This is a genomic window from Streptomyces sp. NPDC030820 (assembly GCF_055572075.1).
This window is the reverse complement of sequence record NZ_JBVIEB010000003.1, coordinates 292,105-313,158: the sequence shown is the minus strand read 5'-3', so window position 1 is coordinate 313,158 and position 21,054 is coordinate 292,105. Positions and strand designations below refer to the sequence as shown.

The 21,054-nt window shown below is 70.4% G+C and carries 13 protein-coding genes; 6 read left to right on the top strand and 7 right to left on the bottom strand.

Annotated elements, in window-relative coordinates:
- Positions 1–32: 32 nt before the first annotated feature.
- Entirely contained in the window at positions 33–1,157 is a 1,125-nt protein-coding gene (locus ACZ418_RS09780) for a substrate-binding domain-containing protein (protein WP_468359667.1), read from the bottom strand.
- A 149-nt stretch (positions 1,158–1,306) separates the two neighbouring features.
- On the opposite strand from ACZ418_RS09780, the gene ACZ418_RS09775 reads away from it, so the two are divergent.
- Positions 1,307–2,365: a LacI family DNA-binding transcriptional regulator gene (locus ACZ418_RS09775; RefSeq protein WP_468359661.1), complete on the top strand. Its 1,059-nt coding sequence runs from the start codon at positions 1,307–1,309 to the stop codon at positions 2,363–2,365.
- Positions 2,366–2,773: 408 nt separating this feature from the next.
- Here the strand turns inward: ACZ418_RS09775 and ACZ418_RS09770 are convergent, their stop codons facing one another.
- Genes ACZ418_RS09770 through ACZ418_RS09760 form a run of 3 tightly spaced genes read right to left on the bottom strand, consistent with a single transcriptional unit; the run spans position 2,774 to position 8,633 of the window.
- The gene (locus ACZ418_RS09770) at positions 2,774–5,779 is read right to left on the bottom strand and encodes a WD40 repeat domain-containing protein (RefSeq protein WP_468359658.1); all 3,006 of its coding nucleotides are present in this window, start codon (positions 5,777–5,779) and stop codon (positions 2,774–2,776) included.
- A gap of 17 nt (positions 5,780–5,796) precedes the next feature.
- Positions 5,797–6,621, bottom strand: a complete 825-nt coding sequence (locus tag ACZ418_RS09765) for a hypothetical protein (RefSeq protein ID WP_468359655.1) — start codon at positions 6,619–6,621, stop codon at positions 5,797–5,799.
- Positions 6,618–8,633 (bottom strand): hypothetical protein, encoded by a 2,016-nt coding sequence (locus tag ACZ418_RS09760; RefSeq protein WP_468359652.1) that lies wholly within the window; start codon positions 8,631–8,633, stop codon positions 6,618–6,620. The genes ACZ418_RS09765 and ACZ418_RS09760 overlap by 4 nt, the downstream gene beginning before the upstream one ends.
- 563 nt (positions 8,634–9,196) lie before the next feature.
- On the opposite strand from ACZ418_RS09760, the gene ACZ418_RS09755 reads away from it, so the two are divergent.
- Both ACZ418_RS09755 and ACZ418_RS09750 read left to right on the top strand, forming a co-directional pair.
- Complete coding sequence (locus ACZ418_RS09755; RefSeq protein WP_468360765.1) at positions 9,197–9,667, top strand: DIP1984 family protein; 471 nt, start codon at positions 9,197–9,199, stop codon at positions 9,665–9,667.
- A gap of 546 nt (positions 9,668–10,213) precedes the next feature.
- Positions 10,214–11,047 (top strand): PIG-L family deacetylase, encoded by an 834-nt coding sequence (locus tag ACZ418_RS09750; protein WP_468359650.1) that lies wholly within the window; start codon positions 10,214–10,216, stop codon positions 11,045–11,047.
- Positions 11,048–11,684: 637 nt separating this feature from the next.
- Here ACZ418_RS09750 and ACZ418_RS09745 read toward each other — a convergent pair.
- Both ACZ418_RS09745 and ACZ418_RS09740 read right to left on the bottom strand, forming a co-directional pair.
- Positions 11,685–13,025 (bottom strand): SWIM zinc finger family protein, encoded by a 1,341-nt coding sequence (locus ACZ418_RS09745; protein WP_468359647.1) that lies wholly within the window; start codon positions 13,023–13,025, stop codon positions 11,685–11,687.
- A complete protein-coding gene (locus ACZ418_RS09740; RefSeq protein ID WP_468359644.1) occupies positions 13,022–15,751 on the bottom strand; it encodes a DEAD/DEAH box helicase in 2,730 nt (909 codons plus the stop codon). Before ACZ418_RS09740 ends, ACZ418_RS09745 begins: the two co-directional genes overlap by 4 nt.
- A 1,214-nt stretch (positions 15,752–16,965) precedes the next feature.
- On the opposite strand from ACZ418_RS09740, the gene ACZ418_RS09735 reads away from it, so the two are divergent.
- Positions 16,966–17,913, top strand: coding sequence for a hypothetical protein (locus ACZ418_RS09735; RefSeq protein WP_468359641.1), 948 nt, complete (start codon positions 16,966–16,968; stop codon positions 17,911–17,913).
- Positions 17,914–18,220: 307 nt separating this feature from the next.
- On the opposite strand, the gene ACZ418_RS09730 is transcribed toward ACZ418_RS09735, so the two are convergent.
- Positions 18,221–19,414 carry an MBL fold metallo-hydrolase gene (locus tag ACZ418_RS09730; RefSeq protein ID WP_468359638.1) on the bottom strand — a complete coding sequence of 398 codons (1,194 nt, stop codon included), beginning with the start codon at positions 19,412–19,414 and terminating at the stop codon, positions 18,221–18,223.
- A 230-nt stretch (positions 19,415–19,644) separates the two neighbouring features.
- On the opposite strand from ACZ418_RS09730, the gene ACZ418_RS09725 reads away from it, so the two are divergent.
- Positions 19,645–19,815, top strand: coding sequence for a hypothetical protein (locus tag ACZ418_RS09725; RefSeq protein ID WP_468359635.1), 171 nt, complete (start codon positions 19,645–19,647; stop codon positions 19,813–19,815).
- The gene (locus tag ACZ418_RS09720; RefSeq protein WP_468359632.1) at positions 19,812–20,996 is read left to right on the top strand and encodes a glutamate dehydrogenase; all 1,185 of its coding nucleotides are present in this window, start codon (positions 19,812–19,814) and stop codon (positions 20,994–20,996) included. Before ACZ418_RS09725 ends, ACZ418_RS09720 begins: the two co-directional genes overlap by 4 nt.
- Positions 20,997–21,054 lie beyond the last annotated feature (58 nt).

Genomic DNA, 21,054 nt, shown 5'->3' with positions numbered 1-21,054 from the left:
CCGGCTCGGGGCAGTCGCACCCGTTCGGGGCGTCAGCTGCCCCAGCAGGCGGAGGCGGCCTGCGACGGGGACTGCACGGTCAGGCCGCCGAGGGGCTTCGCGGCGGCGAGGGCGGTGCCGGTGTCGTAGAAGGACTTGCCGTTGGTCACGCTGGGCTTGCTGCCGCCGCGGGCCAGCTTGGCGATGGAACTGACGCCGAGGGCCGCCATCTTGCCCGGGTACTGCACCGCGTCGGCGGCGAACTCGCCGCTGGTGAGGTTCTTCAGGCCGGCGCAGCTGCCGTCGATGGCGTAGATCGCGACGTTCTTCTGCTTGCCTGCCGCCTTCAGCGCGTTGTACGCGCCCTCGCCCGCGGGCTCGTTGATCGCGTAGACGACGTTGATGTTCGGGTTGGCCGACAGGCAGTTCTCCATCGCGGTGCGGCCGCCGTCGATGGCGCCCTGGGTGGGCTGGTGGCAGGCGATCGTGTAGCTGCCGCCCTTGCCGCCGGTGTACTTGCCGGACTTGGCTTCCTTGCCGTTCTCGGTCTTGCTGCCGGGGTCGATGCCCATGCCTTCCAGGAAGCCGTGGTCACGGTTGATGTCCACGGAGACGACCTGGTTGTTGAACAGGTCGAGCATGGCGATGACCGCCGGCTTGCCGTTCAGGGCGGCCGCCGCGTACTGGCCGTCGAGCTTGCCCGCCTGCTCGTTGTCGGTGGCGTAGGTGATGTCCGCCGTGCTGGGCGGGTTGGGCGCGGTGTCCAGGGCGATCACGAACAGGCCGGCCTGCTTGGCCCGGTTCAGGGCGGCGTTCACGGCGTCGCCGTTGGTGGTGATGAGGATGCCCTTGTCCCCGCGCGATACGGCGTTGTCGATGGCGGTGATCTGGGTCTGGGTGTCGCCGTCGCTGTTGCCCGCCGCCACCGTGAGACTCACGTTGTCCTTGGCCGCCTGGGTCTTGGCGTCCTTCTCCATACTCACGAAGTACGGGTTGGTGAGCGTCTTCAGGATCAGCGAGACACCCACCTTGCCGCCGCCCGACGCGGACGAAGAGGAGCTCCCGTTCGAAGAACCGCAGGCCGCGAGCGTGGCGCCGAGGCAGACGGTGACGCCGATCGCTGCCGCCCGGGTCCGCCGACTACGGCGGCTCGACACCTGGCTGGTGGAGATGTTCATGGCTTGATCCCTTTCGGAGCCGTCCCTTGGCCGACGCTGAGACAACGTTGACTTGGCGAGATACTGGGCCTGTATGGACGAGCCCGTCAAGACGCTGATAGACATGCGCGGGCAACGAGTAGGTAACGCACAACCGGTTGGAGACAACGATGACTCAGGGCGAGGCCGCGCCCCGGTCCACCCGCAGCCGCCCCACCATGCGTGAGGTCGCGGCGCTGGCCGGAGTGGCCATCAAGACCGTCTCGCGCGTGTTCAACGGCGTCCCCACCGTCGATCCGGCGATCGTCGCCAGGGTCCGCGAGGCCGCCGACAAACTGGGTTACCGTCCCAACCTCACGGCCAGCAGCCTGCGCCGCGGCGACGGCCGTACCGCCACCATCGGCATGCTCGTCGAGGACGCGGCCAACCCCTTCTCGGCCGTCCTGACCCGCACCGTGGAGAACGTGGCCCGGGAACGCGGAGTGCTGGTGCTGGTCGGCAGCCTCGACGAAGACCCGGCCCGCGAAAGGGAACTGGCCCAGGCGCTCATCGACCGCCGGGTCGATGGGCTGGTGATCGTCCCCGCGGGACGCGACCAGAGCTATCTCATCAACGAGCAGCACACCGGCACCCGCATGATCTTCGTCGACCGCGAGGCCGGCCTGCTGGACGCGGACGCCGTCGTCTCCGAGAACCGGCAGGGTGCCATCACCGCCGTCAACCACCTGCTGAAGACCGGCCACCGCCGCATCGCCTACCTCGGCGACCGCGCCTCCATCCCCACCGCCGCCCAGCGCTTCGACGGCTACCGGCACGCCCTGGAAGTCGCGCACATCGAGTACGACGACGAGATCGTCCGCCACGTCGGGTCCAGCGAGGAGGCTGCAATCGCCGCGACCGAGCAGGTCCTTTCGCTGCCCGATCCGCCGACGGCACTGTTCACCAGCCAGAACTTCGTGACCATAGGCGCCGTCCAGGCGCTGCGCGCCATGGGCCTGCAGGACTCCGTCGCCCAGGTGGGCTTCGACGACTTCCCCCTGGCCGACATCCTCAGCCCGGGCATCTCCGTCATCGCCCAGGACGTCGAGCGGGTGGGCAGGACAGCCGCCGAGATGCTTTTCCGCAGGCTGGACGGCGACGAGTCGCCCACCCGCACCGTCACCGTGCCGACCCGGCTGATCGAGCGGGGCTCCGGCGAGATCCCAGCCGAAGGGCCGCGCCATGACTGAGCCGACGCATGGCACGGATCTGGCCTGCGCCGCCGGCACCGGCCGGGAGGAGCCGGACAGTCAGACGCCGGAGGCCGTGAACGGCGGTCGCTGATGCGGAACCGAGTCCCGGGCGCCCGCGATCAGGGTGGGTTCGAGGCCGGTGGGTCTGTCGTCGGCTGCCGGCGGCCGAGGGGGCTCCGCACGCCCTCGAACCGTACGCCCGCCTGCTCGATCGCCGCCCGGGAACGGCTGTTGCGCCGCGTCGGTCCGGGCATCGACACAGCCCTCGGCCTCGGTGGCCGTGGGCACCCACGTGAGCCGCGCCGCAAGCAGTTCCTCGTCCTCGAGACCAGCGCGCGCACGACCCCACGCAGCACACACGTATGCCACCGCAGGAGGCAGCGGCGGACGGTGACGCGCTGGCCGTCAGTGCGGCGAGCAGTATGCGCACCAACCACCCAAGAGGCAGTGCCTCTTGATCAGGGCCTTGTTCCGTACGGCCCTCTCCGCCCGTTCCCGGCCCCATGCCGTCGGCCGGTAGCGGCCGTGCCCGTCCGCCTCCTCGACCAGGCCCTTCTGCTGCAGGGTGCGTAGGCTCGCCTTCAGCGTCTGGCGACTGAAGTCCGAGCAGAAGGCCGCCTTCACGTCGGACAGGCTTTGGGAGGTGTCCTGCCGGCAGATGAAGGCCAGGACCGTCAGATCCTCGTGGAACAGCCGCCCACCTCGCCGCGCGGGACGCTCGTCGTCGACCTGCATCGCCTCGTCCGGGGCGCTCGACGGCTCCGGCTCCGCTGCGACGTCGTCCCAGGGCCCGGGGTTGTCGGCGGCGCTGAAGACGGCCAACTCCCGCCCGTACCCGACGGCAAGGACACCGTCCGTCATGGCCAGGGCACCCACGGCTTCGGGCAAGGACACGACGGCGTGCGACTCGCCGGTCTCGGCGTCCCAGAAGCGGATGGTGTTGCTCAGCCGGCATGCGACGACCAGCACCGGGCGGCCCCGCGACTCGCCGACCGCGATCATCGGCATGTCGCCTGTGGAGACGAGGCACCGCAGCTGGCCGGTCCCCTCGTCCCACACCCGTATCCGTCCGTCGTCGCATGCGGCGGCGACCAGCGATCCAAGAGCCGTGGTGCCGAGGGCGACGCTCACCACGCGCGCGCCCGCGGCGGGGAAGATTCTGCGCAGTGCGCCGGAGGTCAGGCTCCACAGTCCGACGGCGCCGTCGTGGTGGCCGGTGACCGCTACCGGCTTCTCCCGGATCCGACCGGCGGCAACCGCCGAGACGCCCTCCCGGCCGTGCAGGCCGTACAGGACCGGGCGTCCGGAGGTGAGCGAATGGACGCGCAGCCGGTCACCGCCCGTCGGGTCGATGCCCAGCACCACGGGGTGCCGTCTCGAGCCGCCCACCGCGAGGGCCGACAGGGGCGCGTCCGACGGCGTGCACTGCCACTGCCGCTCGCCTGTCTCGGGCCGACGGGCGGTCAGCCTTCCGTCGTCGGTGGCGACAACGGCGAGGGGGCCCTCCCTCGTCGTCCCGAGGCCCACCGCCGTCACCTTGCCCGTCCCGTTGAGGTGGATCCCCTCCGACCTGCCGTACGACGCGGTCAGCACCCGCAGCCGTTGGTCGCCGCACCCTGTGGCGACCAGGTTCCGGCCGTTCACCCGCGCGATGGCGAGGGAGCCGACCGGAAGCGGGTGTGTGACGCTGCCCGCGATCTGGGCGCGCCGGTCGTCGAGGGCCCAGACGCGCGCCGTGCGGTCGTATCCGGAACTGATCGCCACCGGGCGGCCCACGACGTCCGTGACGCTGATCGAGCGCGGTGTGTCCGTGTGGGCGGTGAAGGTCTGCCTCAGGCTGCCGTCCGCCATGTTCCATTCGTGCACGGTGTGGTCGGCGGATGCCGACAGCAGTACGTATCCGGCCAGCGATGCGAGCAACCGCGCCTTGTGGTCCTGCTCTGTGCGTCGCCAACGCTGTCTGGTGCTCTTCGGCAGAGCGGGGAGGTTGGCGTCCGCATCCAGGCGGCGCTGTGCGTCGGCTTCTTTGGCAGACAGGGCGAAGTACCAGGTAAGTGCCGTGATTTCGGCGAAGTGCCCGGTGAGCTGGCGCAACGGCCCGCCGCCGCGCTCCAGTTCCCACAGCCGGATCGTCCCGTCGCCTCCGCCGGTGACGGCCACGCAGTCCTGCCCTGTGTCGACGACTGCGAGCGTGGCCATGGAATCCGGAGAGCAGTGCAGCGTGGTGAGCAGGTCACCGTCGAGGAGGTCGAAGACGCGGCCCGTGCCGTCGGCGTTGGTGACGACCACTGCCGGGCTTTGACGGATGTGAGCTGCGGCGACGGCCGTAACCGGGGAGTCGCCGACCTGCGCCCGGAACCGTTCCGCTCCCGTCCGGGGATCCAGGGACAGCAGCTGCCCCTCGCCGACGACGGCGATCATGTCGTCCGTACCGGTGTCGGTGACGACCATGCCGCCCGAGCACGGCACGTCGGTGAAGACCTGGTAGGCCATCCCCGTACCCAGGTCCCGGAGGGTCACCGTGCCGTCGCCGCCGTAGGTCACAAGGGCCGACACGCCGTCCGGGTCGTGCAGCTGGAGATCGCGCACCTCGCCGTCGTGAGCGGTGGTCTCCCAAAGGGTCTCGCCACTGTACGGATGCCAGCACCGCAGGGTGCCGTCTTCCGCGGCCGTGAACACGACGAAGGGAGAAGGGCCTGCTGCGGCCACAGCCGTCAGCGGCGCCGTGTGCCCGTGCAACTCGCGGTGGAGGGTACCGGTGGTCAGGTCCCAGACCCTGGCCGCCCTGTCGTCCACCGAGGTGGTCACGGCGAAGGACCACCCGTCGACCGTTCCGGTGGCCACCGACGAGACCGGCGTATCGTGTGCGAGGGCGGCCCGGAGCGCGAAGCTGATGTTGCTCGCTGTGGACCAGCGGCACTGCCATGGCGTGGGCAACGCATGGCGGGGGTGGTAGAGCCGATGGCTGACGCCCGGCCACTGATGGCGGGCCGCGTCGACCGCGAGGATGTGGCGCCGCGCGTCCGGCCCGGCAGAGGCGTGCTCCACCAACGAGGCCCGGTAGACCGGCAGGGCCTGGGTCGGCGTCTCGGCCTCCAGCAGGGCACCGAAGCCCAGCACCGAGTGGGGGTCGGCGTGAACGAGGAACTCCCAGTCCTGGAAGAGGCGCCGCAGTTGGCCGGACTCTGCCGCGTGTTCGGCGGCGTGCCGCAGCAGGTAGGGCGAAGCGAGGTCCCAGCGCGGTGTGCCGTCCACACTGATGGGAGCGGTGAGCCGACCGAAGACCCGGCGGGCGATGTCCCGCCGGCGTTCCTCCTGGACCCGTCGGAGATCTGCCTGCTCCTCCCAATGGAGTTCCTCGTCCTCCTCCCACTGGAGTTCCTCCAACCCCTCCTGCCGGACTTCGTTCATGCCGCCCTGTGCTTCTCTCACGCCACCGTGCCCAACAGCCGGGCGAGTGCACCCGACTTCAGGTAGTACTCCGCGTGGTGGAACTTGAACCCCTGGTGGATGACGTCGTGTTCGTCGCTTTCGACGCCGCGGAAGCGCCGCGAGACCCCCTTGACGGGAATGGCGACCGGGTCTCCGGGGTCGGCCAGGTTCGTCCAGCGGCCCACCGCCTGCGGTCGTACGCCTCTGCCTCCCTCGGGCTTGGGAACCAACCGGTCGAAGACCATTTTGGACAGGGCGAGCGGCGAGCCCACCGTCACCCACAGCGGTATGTGCGGTGTGCCCTCATGGTGCAGCGTTTCGTACGCCACGACGGATCCCAGGGAATGGGCGATCAGGACGTCGGGCCGATGTTGGACGATCGTGTCGTGCAGCCGCTGCTGAACCGCGTCCCGGGCCGGGCCCGGGGCCTGGTAGGCGGCGACCTCCTTGGCCCAGCGGACCATGAACCACTCCATGAGCCATTCGGGGCACGCCCAGCTCTCTGCGATGTCGGCGATGCCGTCGCGTAGCAGGGCGGTCAGCAGTCCCTGGGCGACGCGTCCGGACCCGGCAGCGGTGGCGGCGTCTGAACGCTGGGCGGCGAGGAGCTCGAGCACCAGCTCTTCCTCCGCCTCCGTAAGGTCCTCCAGATCCGCGTCGTCGCTCTGGCGGCCCTGCTCCCGGAGCAGGTCGGCGTAGTAGACCACCTGTACGTCCGCGCCCAGGTGCTTGGCCCAGACCTCAGACAGGTTCTTGGCGGCCGTCTCGGCCGACTCGCCCGGCCGGTGATTGCCGATTCCGTGGATCCCGACGATCTTCACTCCAGGCCTCCGCTTGAGTAAGGAACTGCTTTGAGGTAGTCGGCCAGGCCCTGGTGGAAGAGCCGGTAGAGCGTGGAACCGTCGCTCTCCACGCCGGTACGCAGATAGAAACGGCTGGCTTCCAGAAGCAGCCGGACGTTGTGGTCGCCGACCTCGGGGTCGAACTCGGGCGCGACGGCGGCAACGGCTTCGGTGGGGAAACCTTCTCCCTTGGCCCAGGCCACCGCGGCCAGCACGGCCCGCAGGCGCGAGCCTTCCGGATGCAGGCTCAGGTCGAGTTCCAGTACGCCGGGGAGCGTGAGCGGAACGCTCGCGCCCAGGTGCGCGGCGGCTACCACGTCCGCCGGTGCTTCGAGCGTCTCCAGGGCACGGCCGTAGATGCGGGCCACGAGGAACGGGCCCCACTCCCGCGTAGTCCTGGGATCCTGCGTGAGGGTGGTGGCGATCGCCCGAGCCAGCGTGGTGCGGACGGGGCGCCGGGACGCCTCGCGGTAGCCGGGGAGTTCGGCGAGTCGAAGCGCCAGGTGCCGGGCGAGATCGGCGCGCAGCTCGTCGTCCGGTACATCGTCGAGGTCGAGCAGGGCGCCGCGCCGCACGGCCTGATCCAGGAGCAGCTGGAAGCGCGTGCCGCGCCGTGTGCCGACGAGGAGCCGAACTACGGGCAGACCGTCCGGACGTACGGCTTCCACCAGCGGTAACAACAGCCGCTGCATCAGGTCGACAGGGTCGTCGGCCTCGTCCAAGGCATCGAAGATCAGCGGCGGGACGGCCGGGAGCAGCGACAGTTCCTCGATCAGGTCCGGTACGGTCCACGGCTCGTTGCGTGCGGCGGCGTCGTGGCCTTGGAGTCCCCACTGCAGGGCCAGTGAGGTGAGGATGGCCTGGAGGTCGCGGTTGCGGGCGTGGATCGCCGCCAGGATCGGGTTCGGTGAGGGGACGCCGTCGGGCTGCTGCGCCGCGAGGTGCTTGCGGATGTCGGGCGCGGCCCGGACGATCTCCTGGTGTCCGGCGCAGACCAGCGCCCCCAGCAGAGCCGACTTGCCGGACCCGGGTGCCCCGGTGACGACGCGCAGCCCGACGCCGGCTGGGTCGTCCACCCAGGGCGCGAGGTCGGCGAGCAGCCGGCTGCGGCCCACGAAGTGATCGCCGACACGGTCGATGAAGTGCTCGGCGCCCAGGTCTGCGACGAACGCCCGCACAGGCGCATCGACCGCCTGGAGCCGTTCCAGCCGTGGGTCACTGACCCAGTTCGGGTTGGGGAAGAACGGCAATTCAAGCGGCTGTGACGTGTCGACCTTGGTGGAGTGGACCTTCTGCCGACTGTTGATCTCGCCCAGCCTGAGCTGAATCGCCGAGGTCACCCGGTCCCACCGGACGTAGCGCAGCAACGGCGACGTGTCGAGGCCGTTGGCCGCTATCTCCTCCAGCACCTCGGCCACGGCCGTGCTGAACGCGCCGTCGTAGGCCGCGCGGTCCGGGCTGGTGGCCGCGATCACCCAGGCGTGCAGTTGGTCGTCGGGGATCTGGGCCAACTGCGCTATCCGAGCCGTACGTCCGGCACGGCACAGGTCGACCAGGAACAGCACGGGGTGCGGCAGGCCGTTTGCCTCTTGCACCCAGAGGCTCACGTCGGTTCCGACCCCGGCATCGCCACACGACGGCACCATGGACAGCCGCTCCGAGCCCTCGGCCGCCTTGTTCCGACCCCGACCGGTCGGCGTCGATGTGCCGTGCGAGATGACGTGCACGATGCGGTACTGCTCTTCGCTCGCGTCGGTCCAGCTCTGCCGCACTGTCTTGCGGTCGGGATCCCGTACGGCAGTTACGTCGTACGAAAGCTTTCCGTACGCCTGCTCCAGCCTGGACATCAGCTCGGGCACGAACGGCAGTGCGTCCCAGCCGTGCCGACCGGGCGCGGATTCCTCGACCTCTGCGACAGCCGGGGCGAAGCGGCTCACACCCATGAGCAGTGCGCGCAACGGTCCAGCGCCGGCGGCCGCCGCATCCCCCATGCCGTTCCTCCCCGCCCGGGAATGCCAACATGCGGCCTTGGCAGAGACCGCCCCGGCGATCGTACCGGCCCGCCCAGGACAGAGCTGTCACAGACCGGAGTTCGGCCGCACGTGACGCAGGCCCGCCGACCGGTCGCTCGGGGCGCCGCCCCCGGTCGAGTCGCCATCAAACCAGGACGGCCCACACCCTCAGGCCGATCACCGGGTGCGCCGGAGCCGCGCTAGGTCGAGGTCGTCACGAGGGGCCACAGGCATGACCTCCGGAACGGGCCACTTGCGGACTTCTGGAGGCTGTTCGCGAGCGAGGCCGTCAGTAGTGGACTGCCCCCGCATATCGTCGCCAAGATTCTCGGTCACGAAATTTGTGCGCCACCGAGCACTACATGGCGGTCTATCCCGAGGACATGCTGCGGCACTATCGCGCCTTCTCTTTCGTGGCACTCGTAGCGGCTGTCCGCTCTCACTCCAGTGGCTGGTCGGGGCTCCGGCGGATCAAAATCCGGGTGCGTATGCGCTGGTTCGCACTCGTATACTCGTGCGGGCTCATGGAGGGGGAGGTGGAGATGAAGCTTGCTGAGGCACTGGCAGAACGTGCAGAGGCGACGCGCCGTGTGGAACAGCTGCGAGCGCGCATCGTCAGCAGTGCGCGGTACCAGGAAGGGGAGACACCGGCCGAGGATGCAGCTCAGCTGTTGGCTGAGGCCGGTGAGGTGCTCAACGCTCTGGAAACGTTGATCCAACGGATCAACCGGACCAATGCCACCGTGGAGATGGGTCCGGACGGCACGCTCACCGATGCCCTCGCACGCCGGGATGTCCTGCGGTTGCGTCACTCTGTGGTCACCGCGGCGGCGGACGCTGCGGCGGGTAAGGGTGAGCGGGGATACGGCCGGCAGCTTCGGTCCGAGCTGATGATGCTTTCCGCGCTTCCGGTCGCGGAACTGCGTGGCCAGGCGGATGCACTCGCCCGGGAGATCCGCGAGGTCGATGTGCGGATCCAGCGTACGAACTGGGAGGTCGACCTGCTGGACTGAGTAGTCCAGCAAGCTGGGACGATGTGGAGCAGGTAGCAGCTTCGGAGGCGTGCACACACCGAGGGCCGGCGGTTTTCCAGCCCACTCCTGGCGCGTGAAGAGCAACGCGGGGGTTCGACTCCCCAATTGACAGTGCAGCTCAGCACCGCGTACAGGTAACGGCGCACATCGCACAGCACATCACCACGTGCAGATCCGGGGCAGCGAGGGCGGGTTCGGGGCTTTCCACATCGCAGCACCATGGAGAACGGCGATCTCCGGCGGCTATTGTTGGCGATTTTGACGGCGCTCCTCCATCTGTCGTGAACGAGACTTCCGCGAAAGCCAGGTCGTTTGAGGACGCTGGCCACCGGCGGTCGCCTGGAAGGCCAAGCCGCCGCGCCGGGAACAGCAGGTCCGGTCGGCACGGTTGCATCGACCGAGGGACCGGCGCCGCACGGGCGGGGAGCACGGAGACCACAAGGTCGCCCGCCTGCCGGGCCCCAGCATCGCGGTACGCCCGCCGCGCACTCGGACCAAGACGTATTTCTGCAGGAGGACTGCTTCATGACTGACCGGCCCTTGACGCTCATGGCAGTACACGCCCACCCCGACGACGAGGCCACCGGAACCGGAGGGGTCCTCGCACGGTACGCGGCGGAAGGCATCCGCACGGTTCTCGTGACGTGTACCGACGGAGGCTGCGGTGACGGACCGGGGGGTGTCAAGCCGGGCGATCCCGGGCACGATCCGGCGGCGGTCGCCTTGATGCGCCGTCAGGAACTCGTGGCGAGCTGTGACGTCCTGAAGGTCAGCGATCTGGAGATGCTGGGCTATGCCGACTCCGGGATGATGGGCTGGCCGAGCAACGGCGCCCCCGGATCCTTCTGGCAGACCCCCGTGGAGGAAGGCGCGGCCCGACTCGCGGAACTCATGCGACACTACCGACCTGATGTGGTCGTCACCTACGACGAGAACGGCTTCTACGGCCACCCCGACCACATCCAGGCCCACCGCATCACGATGGCGGCGCTGGAGATGACTGCGCTGACACCGAAGGTGTACTGGACGACGATGCCCCGCTCGATGATGCAGCGGTTCGGCGAAATCATGCGCGAGTTCGGTGGGGACATGCCGGAGCCGGATCCTGCCGAGGCCGCCGCGATGGCCGAGATCGGTCTCCCCGACGACGAGATCACCACATGGGTGGACACCACCGCGTTCAGCGGTCAGAAGTTCGACGCGTTGGCCGCGCACGCCAGTCAGGGCGAGAACATCTTCTTCCTCAGGATGGGCAAGGAGAGGTTCGGCGAGTTGATGGGCATGGAGACCTTCCTACGTGTCCAGGACGCCACCGGCGCGGCCATACCCGAGAACGATCTCTTCGCCGGACTGCGCTGATCCGCCCGTCCGACCGGCCGGTAAAGCGCGTCGACCGCACGGCGCGATCAAGCGGTTCACACACCCGGAGCCTTGTCCACGCGAGTTCCGCTCCGGCAGCCCGCGTCCAGGCCCTCGCCGACGGCGTCCACGCGCGTCCGCACGTCCGACCCGACACCGCGCTCGTCCCCAACCCACCTGGCAACCGCACGGGTGGGAGACCTGCGGGCTGCTGACTCGGAAGGTGCGCGACAGCCCAGGTCACAAGCCCGGCGGTCTGATCCGATCAGCGGCCGATACTCCGATGCCTGCCCCGCCCCTGCCAACGCGGCGCCCCGTCGATAGCTCGAAGAGCTGGCTTCCGCTCAGCCGCGGACAAGCTGCAAGCGCATGCGTCATGCGCTTGCAGTACGTCCGCGGTCAGCCCTCCCTCACCAGGTCGAGGTCTTCACGGGTCGTCGTCCGGGGCACCAAGCCTCCGGCCACACCGTGGTGTCCCGGCCTCTTCGAGATCTGAGTGGGCGTTGTGCAAGTCGCCGGGTGTCGTCCGGTTCGAGGGCTTGCCGTCGGTCGGGCCTGCGGTGTGCTGGTGGGCATGGACCGGGGGTAGTCGTCCCCGAGTGACCACCGGACGAGGTATCGGAGCTGATCCGGCCGGTCATGTCCCCGGCAGGATTGGCAGCACAGCCTCCACGGCGTCCTGGGAGGGAGGGCCGGCCGGCCACCACTGGCCGGACCGCTTGCGGAACGGGTACCAGTGACCGTCCGGTCCGTACCGCAACTCGATGTCGTGACCGACCAATTGGAGGCGGCCGCCGGTGCGGCGCAGCAGGGGAGGGCCGGGCAGGCCGGGAAGCGGCCGGGTGAGGAGTCGTTCGCGTGCCGCGGTCTCCGCGGCACGCGGTGGCACCTGGCCTCCGTCGAGGACGGCCAGCGCGGGTTGGCCCCCGTGCTTCCACGCCGCGCTTGCCCGCGCGAGCCGTGCACGCGCCTGGTCTGAACTGTTCAGCAGACGGCCGACGACGCGAGGATCGCCGTCCGCTCGTGCCGCGCGCCGGACGGTGTCCAGCCAGGGGTCGGTGTCGAGCCAGAGCCGGGCGGCGGGGGCGCCTCCGGTGGCGACCGCGTGGCTGTAGGCGTCGGCGGCACGGTGGGCGGCGTCGTCGGCCAGCGTGCGCAGCCGGTCGGGGGCCACAAGGCTGTCCTCGTGGCCCGGATCCGGGAACGGCCCGACGGTGGCGGCCCCGGTCTCCGGGGCGGGAAGCTCCGGCAGGGGAGGCAGTCCGCCTTCCTGCCTGGCCCGCGCGAACGCCTCGCCGGCCGGGACTCCGCGAGCCGCGCCCGCCCTGGTCAGTTCCGCTTCTTCAGCGGCCTGTTCGGCAGCGGCGGCCTCGCGTTCGGCGCACCGGAGCGCTGCTTCCTCACGCAGGAAGTCCACGTGGTGGCCGCGGAGAAGCAGGAGGGCGTCGGGGCGGGCGTCGATGGCCCGGGCGTACTGGTAGGAGACCGCTGCTGCGTGTTTGCAGGGGAAGCCCCAGTCAGGGCAGGTGCACTCGTAGTCGGTGAGGCCGGGCCTGGGTACCAGGGCGATGTCTTCGGAGACGGCGATGCGCGCGGTTGCCTCGCCGAGCTCCCCGCGGGACAGTTCGGCGGCGGCGTCGACGTCGTCCGTCCATGCCTCAAGCAGCCGGTCCACCTCCGCCTCGAGCAGTTCGGGAACGCGGAGTGTGACCCTGTACGGGCGGCGGCCACTACCGGTGACCCGGGCGGACAGTTCGCCCGCGCGTACGGTGATGTCTCCGACCGCCCCGCGCCGGGCATAGGTGCGAGCACGGTCGAGCCTGGCCGCGTGCCCGGAGTCCCGTCTGCGGGGACTTTCCAGGGCTGCGATCCACAGGATGCCCCACGGCCCGTCCGTCAGCTTCCGCTGCCCCGGTACCGGCGGCGGCTTCGGGAGGACCAGATCAACGCGGCGCTTCCCTGTGCCGTTGCGGCTCATCGGCTGCTCCGGTCGGCGGTGGTGTGCAGGGCGACCAGGTCGGCGAGTTCGTCGTCGGTCAGGTCGCTGATCGCGGCCTCTCCCCGGTTTCCGCCGAGGACCGAGTCCGCCAGGTCGCGCTTGGACGAGATGAGCTGTGCGATGCGCTCCTCGACGGTGCCTTCGGTGATCAGCCGGTGGACCTGGACCGGCTGGGTCTGGCCGATACGGTAGGCGCGGTCGGTGGCCTGGTCCTCGACGGCGGGGTTCCACCAGCGGTCGTAGTGGACGACATGGGACGCCCGGGTGAGGTTGAGGCCGGTGCCGGCTGCTCTCAGAGAAAGCAGGAACACCGGGACCTCGCCCCTCTGGAAGGCGTCGACCATCTCCTCACGGCGGTGCACCGGTGTCCCGCCGTGCAGCAGGAGCGTCCGCACACCGCGCCGGGCCACATGCGCCTGCAGCATCCGCGCCATCCGCGTGTACTGGGTGAAGACCAGCACGGACGCGTTCTCGGCCAGGAGGACGTCGATCAGTTCGTCGAGGAGTTCGAGTTTGCCGCTGCGTCCGGTGAGGCGGGCCGTCGTCTCCTCCTTCTGGTAGTGGCCGGGATGGTTGCAGATCTGCTTGAGGGCAGTGAGGAGTTTGAGGACCAGGGCGTGCCGGGTGATGCCCTGTGCGTTGCGGATCTCGTCCATCGACTCCCGTACCTGTGCCTCGTACAGCACTGTCTGTTCCCGGGTCAGCCGGACTGGGTGGTCGGTCTCGATCTTGGGCGGCAGCTCGGGGGCGATGCCCGGGTCGGACTTGCGGCGGCGCAGCACGAAGGGGCGGATGAGGCGGCCGAGTCGTCCGGCGGCCGCCGCGTCAGCCTCGGCCTCGCTGCCGCGGGCGGCGCGTTCGGCGGCCCGGCCGTAGCGGTCCCGGAAGGCGGTGAGCGGGCCGAGCAGACCGGGCGTGGTCCAGTCCAGGAGCGACCAGAGTTCGGTGAGGTTGTTCTCCACCGGTGTGCCGGAGAGCGCCACCCGGGCCTGGGCAGGGAGGGCGCGCATGGCCTTGGCAGTGACCGAGGCGGGATTCTTGGCGTGCTGCGCCTCGTCGGCTACGACAAGTCCCCACGGTCCGGCTTCGCAGAGGTCGGGCAGGTCACGGCGGAGTGTGCCGTAGGTGGTGAGGACGATCTCCCCGGGCCGGAAGTCACCGAGGTCACGTGCGGATCCGTGATGACGGCGCCAGGGCGTGCCGGGCGCGAACCTGTCGATCTCCCGCCCCCAGTTGCCGAGCAGCGAGGCGGGACACACCACCAGGGTGGGGCCGCAGGCCGTCCTCGGATCCTCCTGCCGGCGCAGGTGGAGGGCGATGGCGGTGATCGTCTTGCCGAGCCCCATGTCGTCCGCGAGGCAGGCGCCCAGGCCGAGACGGGTGAGGCGGTCCAGCCAGGCCAGGCCACGCAGCTGGTACCCGCGCAGGGTGGCCTCCAACCCGGCGGGAGGCAGCAGCTCGGCATCCGCGGCGTGCTCCGGTGCGGTCAGCCGGTCGTGGAGGGAGGCAAGCCATCCGTTCGGCCGCACCGGGGTGACGGATCCGTCGTCGCCCGCCACCTCGCCCGTGAGGACGGCCGTCAGTGCCTCCAGGGCGCCCAGTTCGCGTGATCGAATCCGGGCCTTGCGGACCAGCGCCTCGTCGACGACGACCCACTGGTCCCGCAGCCGCACCAGCGAGCGCCCGGCCTGTGCCAGCCGGTCGAGCTCCGCAGGGGTGAGAGTGCGGTCGCCCACCGCCAGCTCCCAGCGGAAGGAGAGCAGCGCGTCGGGTGTGAAGAAGCCCGATCCCTCCGGTTCTTCGTCCGGCGAACCGCTCCCGGGCTCGACGACTGCCTGTACGACGAGGTCCCGGACCAGGTCCTTAGGCAGGTGCACCGCCACACCCACCCGTGCCAGGGCACCGATGCCACCGTCCAGCAGGGCGCGAAAGGCGTCGTCGTCCACGTCCAGTGCGTCCGGCCCGGCCGGCTCCAGCAGTCCGGCGAGTACGGGCCAGACCTCGGCGGCCGCACGCAGCGTCGCGTCGATCCGCGCACGGTCACGAGGACCGAATCCGTCCACGGTCCCACATCGCACCTCGGCCAGGTCGGCGAGCAGCAACGGATCCGCCAGCGAGCGCACCTGGGGCACGCACCGCACCGCCGCTCCGAGGCGGTCCGCAGTGCCCGCGCCCGCGCCGTCGTCGGCGCTGTCGAAGTACCCCTCCGTGTCCGGCAGTTCAAGCCGGAGGGAGAGCTGGACACCGGCGTCCCGACCGTCGGCGACCTTGGCGGCCCAGCTCCACAGCCCCGGCAGATGCCTGGGGTCCCGGCCGGCGAAAGCGGCCTGCCCTGCAGCGGCGGCAGCGGCGGGCGTGCGCGGCAGCAAGTCGGCCACCGCGTCCAGGAACAGACGCAGCCGGTCGTACGGATGCGGCAGAAGCAGCGGAGTACGTCCACGCCCGGCCTGCTGCAACGGAGTCGCGTACGCGGCGGGGTCAAGGGATCCGGCCAATGCCCGTACCCAGCCGGCGTCCTCCTGCGAGAACGGCCCCAGCCTCCAGGCGTCGTACCCGCCGGCACTCAGCCCGGGCAGCAACAGCCCTCGGCCGGCCATGTGCAGCGCGTAGAGGGCCGCGTGGCGCCATGCGGCACCTGTCGCGGTAAGCCGCTCCGGCGGTTCGTCGAGCAGCAACGGCAGAACGTCGGCGAGCGGGCACACCACCGCGGGAACGGTCCGTCGCCGTCCTCCGCGACCGTGCGGCAGGACCACCAGGAGTTCTTCGGTAGGAGCACCGGCCGGCAGCCGCCCATCCTGGGCGTGGAAAGCGATCCGTCCGGAGCGCGGGGGATCGCCCGGCAGGAACACAGCCGTGCACCCCCTCAGATCCTCCCACCACGCCGGGTTGAACACGACGGTCCTGAAAACGGGTGATACCTGCTCCGGCTCCGGAGTGACGGGCGGATCCTCAGGCTGCCGTTGCGGGGAAGGGAGAAGCCCCCTGGACGGGTGGCGATCATCGATGTCCCGACCGTCCACATCGAAGTACCGAGCGCTCCGCTCCTGGCCTTCGTCGTTTATGGTCACCACACGGTAGACCGTGGCCATCGTCTGGTTCCTCTGCCGATGTCCCCCAGCCGCGCCAGCCGCCGGTTTTCCTACTGATTGACCCAGCCGCGAGTCCGCCGACCGGATTGCCTCAACGCTACCGGAGCGGACAACCTCATAGTGAAACTCTCCGCCATCATGGACGCTCCGTCTCGTGGCGCGGCCTACCGGTTGGGACTTGCTCGGCGTTGCGAGGCGTTTGAGGAGACACCGCCCTCCTCAGGCGCCTGCCGGACGTGAATGTCCAAGCCCGATGACGCGGATCCCCGCGTCGGCAGCGGCACAAAGTGCTGTTCCGCTGGTGGCTTCCGCTCACGGTGGCGGCCGTCGACCGCATCCAGGACGCGTGCGCGTTTCTCGGGTGCCATGTCCGAGAGCATCTGGACCAGGACAGCCAGGTCGCCCCCCGCCACGCTCACCGCTCCCCCGTCCTCGCCGACGCGGCCCGACCCGCCCGTCGCCTTCAGGGCGGCACGCGGACACAGTTGCCCGGCGCGGCCGGAGCCTTGTGGCGAGCCAGAGTTCCGGCTTCCGTCTCCGCTGATGCCGGGGCGGACTGCGGACCGGGGTGATAGAGAGATGCCGGTACGACGATCCTCACGGTCTGTGTCTGACGGTCCTGAACCCGGAAAGCGGCGACGATGTCCTTCAATGGCCCCGCGCACGTGCAAACCAACGCCACGCTCTTCCCGGCCGGCACCGGCGTCCCCGTCGAGCAGGATCTGCCAGTCCTGCCGCAGGACTTGGCGCGCGCGTTGTTCATCACGGGCAGGGCCCCGTACGACCAGGCCAAGCACGGGAGGTCGTCGGCGTACGAGTGGTGCCACAGGGTGGCGGTCCTGCCCGCCTATCTCAGCTGGAGCGATGATCCGGTCCGTCGCATCACACGTACCGACCTCGCCCGCGAGCTCGACCCCTCCGAGAAGGGCATGCTGTCCTACACCCTGGGGCAGGCCATGTGCCAGATCTTCGCCGAGAGGCAGCTGTCCGTCCGGTTCTTCATGCATGTCGCCCGCTACGCCTCCGCCTACAATCTCACCTTCGCCCCCGGCCGGAGCCGGGCGGACTTCTTCGGAGAGCGGACCGTCGGCGGTTATGTCGTCGCGGAAGCCAAGGGCCGCTCCGGCCCGCTGACGAATGAGCTGCGCGAAGCCATGGAGGAACAGAAGAGGACAGTCAAGACCATTAAGGGCGAAGTGCCGAAGATCGCATACGCGAGCGCGGTGCACTTCTCCTCCCCCCATAGCCCCATGCGTCTGACGGCGATCGACCCGGACACAGCCGCCCCTCGCGCCGTAGACCTTCCCGTCGACCCGGACCTGCATGTGCTGGCCTACTACGCGCCGTTCCTGGACGCCTTCGCCCATCAGGAACCACTCATTCTGGGCGACTACGTCGTGGCGGGCTTCGCGGCGCTCGGCGTGACACTCGGCGTCTTGGCGCCGGTGCTGCAGCGTGTGGAACGGGCGGCTCGACGCAATGAAACCGCGGGCCTTCGCGACGACATCCTGGGCCTGCTCGCCCGCCACCGGCCTCGCCAGGAGCGCACGCTCTACATCGACGGCACTCTTTTCGCGGCCGACTGGACGGTTCCTGAGGACCGGCGCCGCCCGGGCCGTCGGGACAGCGAGGTACTCCCCGGCTTCCTGCACGAGGCGTTCCACAGTTTGAACGAGGAGGACGACTGGCGAGTAGCACCCGTGGAGGAGGGGGACCTCGACTGGCGGGATCTGTCCCCTGCCAGAGGCTACCTGCCGGGAATCTTCCCCCCAGGGTGATCTCCTCGAGGGCTGAGGCATGGACGGCCGCCGGGCACCCTACGGCCGCTGCAGACTCACCGCCGTGGTGTGGACGCCGCTGAGGGCCTGTCGGACGCTATCGCGGTCCACGCGCTGTGTAGATCGGCTTCTCCCGTCGGTCCGGCGAAGCGAGCTTCGCCGGGCAGCCCAACGTGGTGATTCCACCAGGTCGATGCGAATGTCGACGATGGTGGTGTGGCCTGTCCGGGGTCAACGACAGAGCCTCCCCAGTTGCACCGAGGGCGCCGAGAGCGGTGCCGATTTCCCCGAGGAATGCCGACCGACGTCACCGCTCACCAGCGAGGTCGAGATCCCTCTTGATCGTCTCGGCCACACCCTCAGTACTCCGGGGACGCCGCCAGGGGTGCGCGATCGGACCGGACACCGCCCGCCACCATGCCTCCACCGGCAGCCTCCCCGCCGGCTCGAACGGCTCACCCGGCCGCGGGAACGCCACTGCCTGGCCGGCTTCCTCGGCCGCATCGTTCGTCCACTCACCCGGCTCCGCCCACGCGTGCGGCGCCAGGTTGAACGTGCCCCAGTGGATCGGCAGCAGCGCGCCGTGCGGCGCTCCGCCCTGCAGGTCGAGGTGGGCGCGCAGGCCCTCCTCAGGAGTCATGTGGATGTCGGGCCAGAACTCGCTGTAGGCCCCGATCTGGATCATCGTGGCGTCGAAGGGGCCGTGCTCCGCACCGATGTCCTTGAAGCCCTCGAAATAACCCGTGTCACCGCTGTGGTAGATCCGGTGCTCCTCGCCGGTGACGGCCCAGGACGCCCAGAGGGTGTGCTGGGTGTTGCGCAGGCCGCGGCCGCAGAAGTGGCGGGCGGGCGTCGCGGTGAGGGTGAGGCCGCCGACCCGCGTCGACTCGTGCCAGTCCAGCTCGCGCAGCCGGTCCGGGGAGACGCCCCAGTGCTCGAGGTGGGCGCCGACGCCGAGCGGCACGGCGAACACGGTGTCCGTGCCGGCCAGCGCCTTGATCGTGGGCAGGTCCAGGTGGTCGTAGTGGTCGTGCGAGATGACGACCACGTCGACCTCGCCGAGCGCGGCCAGCGGCAGCGGCACGGGGTGCAGCCGCTTGGGGCCGGCGAAGGGGAACGGGGAGCAGCGCTCGCCCCAGACGGGGTCGAACAGGACCCGGCGACCGTCGATCTCCGCGAGGACGCTGGAGTGGCCCATCCAGGTCAGCCGCAGTCCGGTGGCGGGCGGCTTGGCCAGGTCGGCGAAGGTCGTGGGATGCACCGGGACGGTGCCCTTCGGGGCGCGCAGGGGCCGGGTCTCCTTGTCGAGGAACACCTTCGCGAGCTCCAGCGTGGAGCCGGAGGGCCGGGTGCGCGCGGTACCGCCCGGGTTCTGGAAGACACCGTCCTTGAAGTGGGGGGAGCGGCGGATGCGTGCCAGGCGCTCACCGCCCGGTTCCGCGCCGAAGGCCGCGGGCCGCAGGGCGCGGAGCCCGGAGCTCGAGGAACGCAGTCCGGTCACGGTACCTCCCGGTGAAGTGGGTGAGGTCCCCATTATGGTCGGCCCCTACGACAGCCCGGCCCCGCCGGGGTGCCGCCGCGGAGCCCGGGGCACGCCACTGGACCCCGGTTCAGCTCGTTGACAGGGCGCGGACCGGCTCCGGATACTGACTGACGATTCAGTAAGGCGTTCAGTGGAGCTCTGCCCGGCGCCCTTCGCCGACCACCGTCCGCGGCCGCCTTGGAGGCACCATGTCCGACCTCCCCACCGAGCAGGTCGCGCTCCGCCCCGAACAGCGCGACGTCGTCGATCTCGCCCGTGCCTTCACCCGCGCGGAGATACGGCCACGTGCGCGTGCCGTGACCGAGGCCCTCGACCGGCCCGGCCCCACCCTGATCACCGTCCCCGAGGAGATCCCATGACCGCCACCGCCCCACTGATGTCGCTCGTCTGGACCGACCACCTCACCGGCCGCCGGGGCTTCCTGGTCGTGGACCGGCTGGTGCGCGGCGTGGCCAGCGGCGGGCTGCGGATGCGCCCCGGCTGCACGCTTCAGGAGGTGGCGGGGCTCGCCCGCGGCATGACGATGAAGGAGGCGCTGCACTACGACCCCGAGGCGCGCTATGTGCCCCTCGGCGGCGCCAAGGGCGGCATCGACTGCGATCCCCAGGACCCGGGGGCGTACGGGCTGCTGGTGCGCTATCTGCGCGCCATGCGGCCGTACATCGAGAGTTTCTGGACCACCGGCGAGGACCTCGGCCTCACCCAGGACCTGGTCGACCGCGCGGCGGCCGAGGCGGGTCTGGTCTCCTCCGTCCAGGCCGTGTACCCCCTGCTGGACGACGAGGCGGCGGCCCGCGAGCGGCTCGCGGCCGCCTTCGCGGTCGAGGTGGACGGCATCGGCCTGGACGAACTGGCCGGCGGCTGCGGGGTCGCCGAGTCGGTGCTCGCGGCGCTGGACCGCGCGGGCGTCCCGTACCCGGGCACCCGGGTGGCGGTGCAGGGGCTCGGCACGATGGGCGGGGCCACGGCACGGTTCCTCGCACGCGCGGGGCTGACGGTGGTGGCGGTCGCCGACATCAAGGGGACCATCGCCAATCCCGCGGGGCTGGACGTCGAGGCCCTGCTGGCCGCGCGGGACGGTTACGGCGCCGTCGACCGCCGTGTGCTGCGCCCCGGCGACCGCGAACTGCCCGGCGACGCCTGGCTGTCCGCCGACGCGGAGGTGCTCGTGCCGGCGGCCGTGTCGTACGCGATCGACACCGCCGACCAGGACCGGATCCGTGCCCGCTGGATCGTGGAGGCCGCCAACATGCCCGTGCTGCCGGAGGCGGAGGAGCGGCTGGCCGCGCGGGGGGTCACCGTGCTGCCGGACGTGGTGGTCAACTCCGGTACGAACGCCTGGTGGTGGTGGACCCTGTTCGGCGACATCGGCGCCGACGCCGACGAGGCCTTCGCGTACATCCGGCGCTCCATGCGCGCCCTGATCGGCCTGGTCCTCGACCGTGCGGAAGCCGACGGCACGACCCCGCGCGCGGCCGCCCACGCCCTGGTGACCGACCGGCTGCCGGTGATCGCGGACCGCTTCGGGTGGTACCGGTGACGGGCCCGGGCGAGCCCGCCCCGGACGCGCCGAGTTCGGCGACGAGCAGGCCGTACGG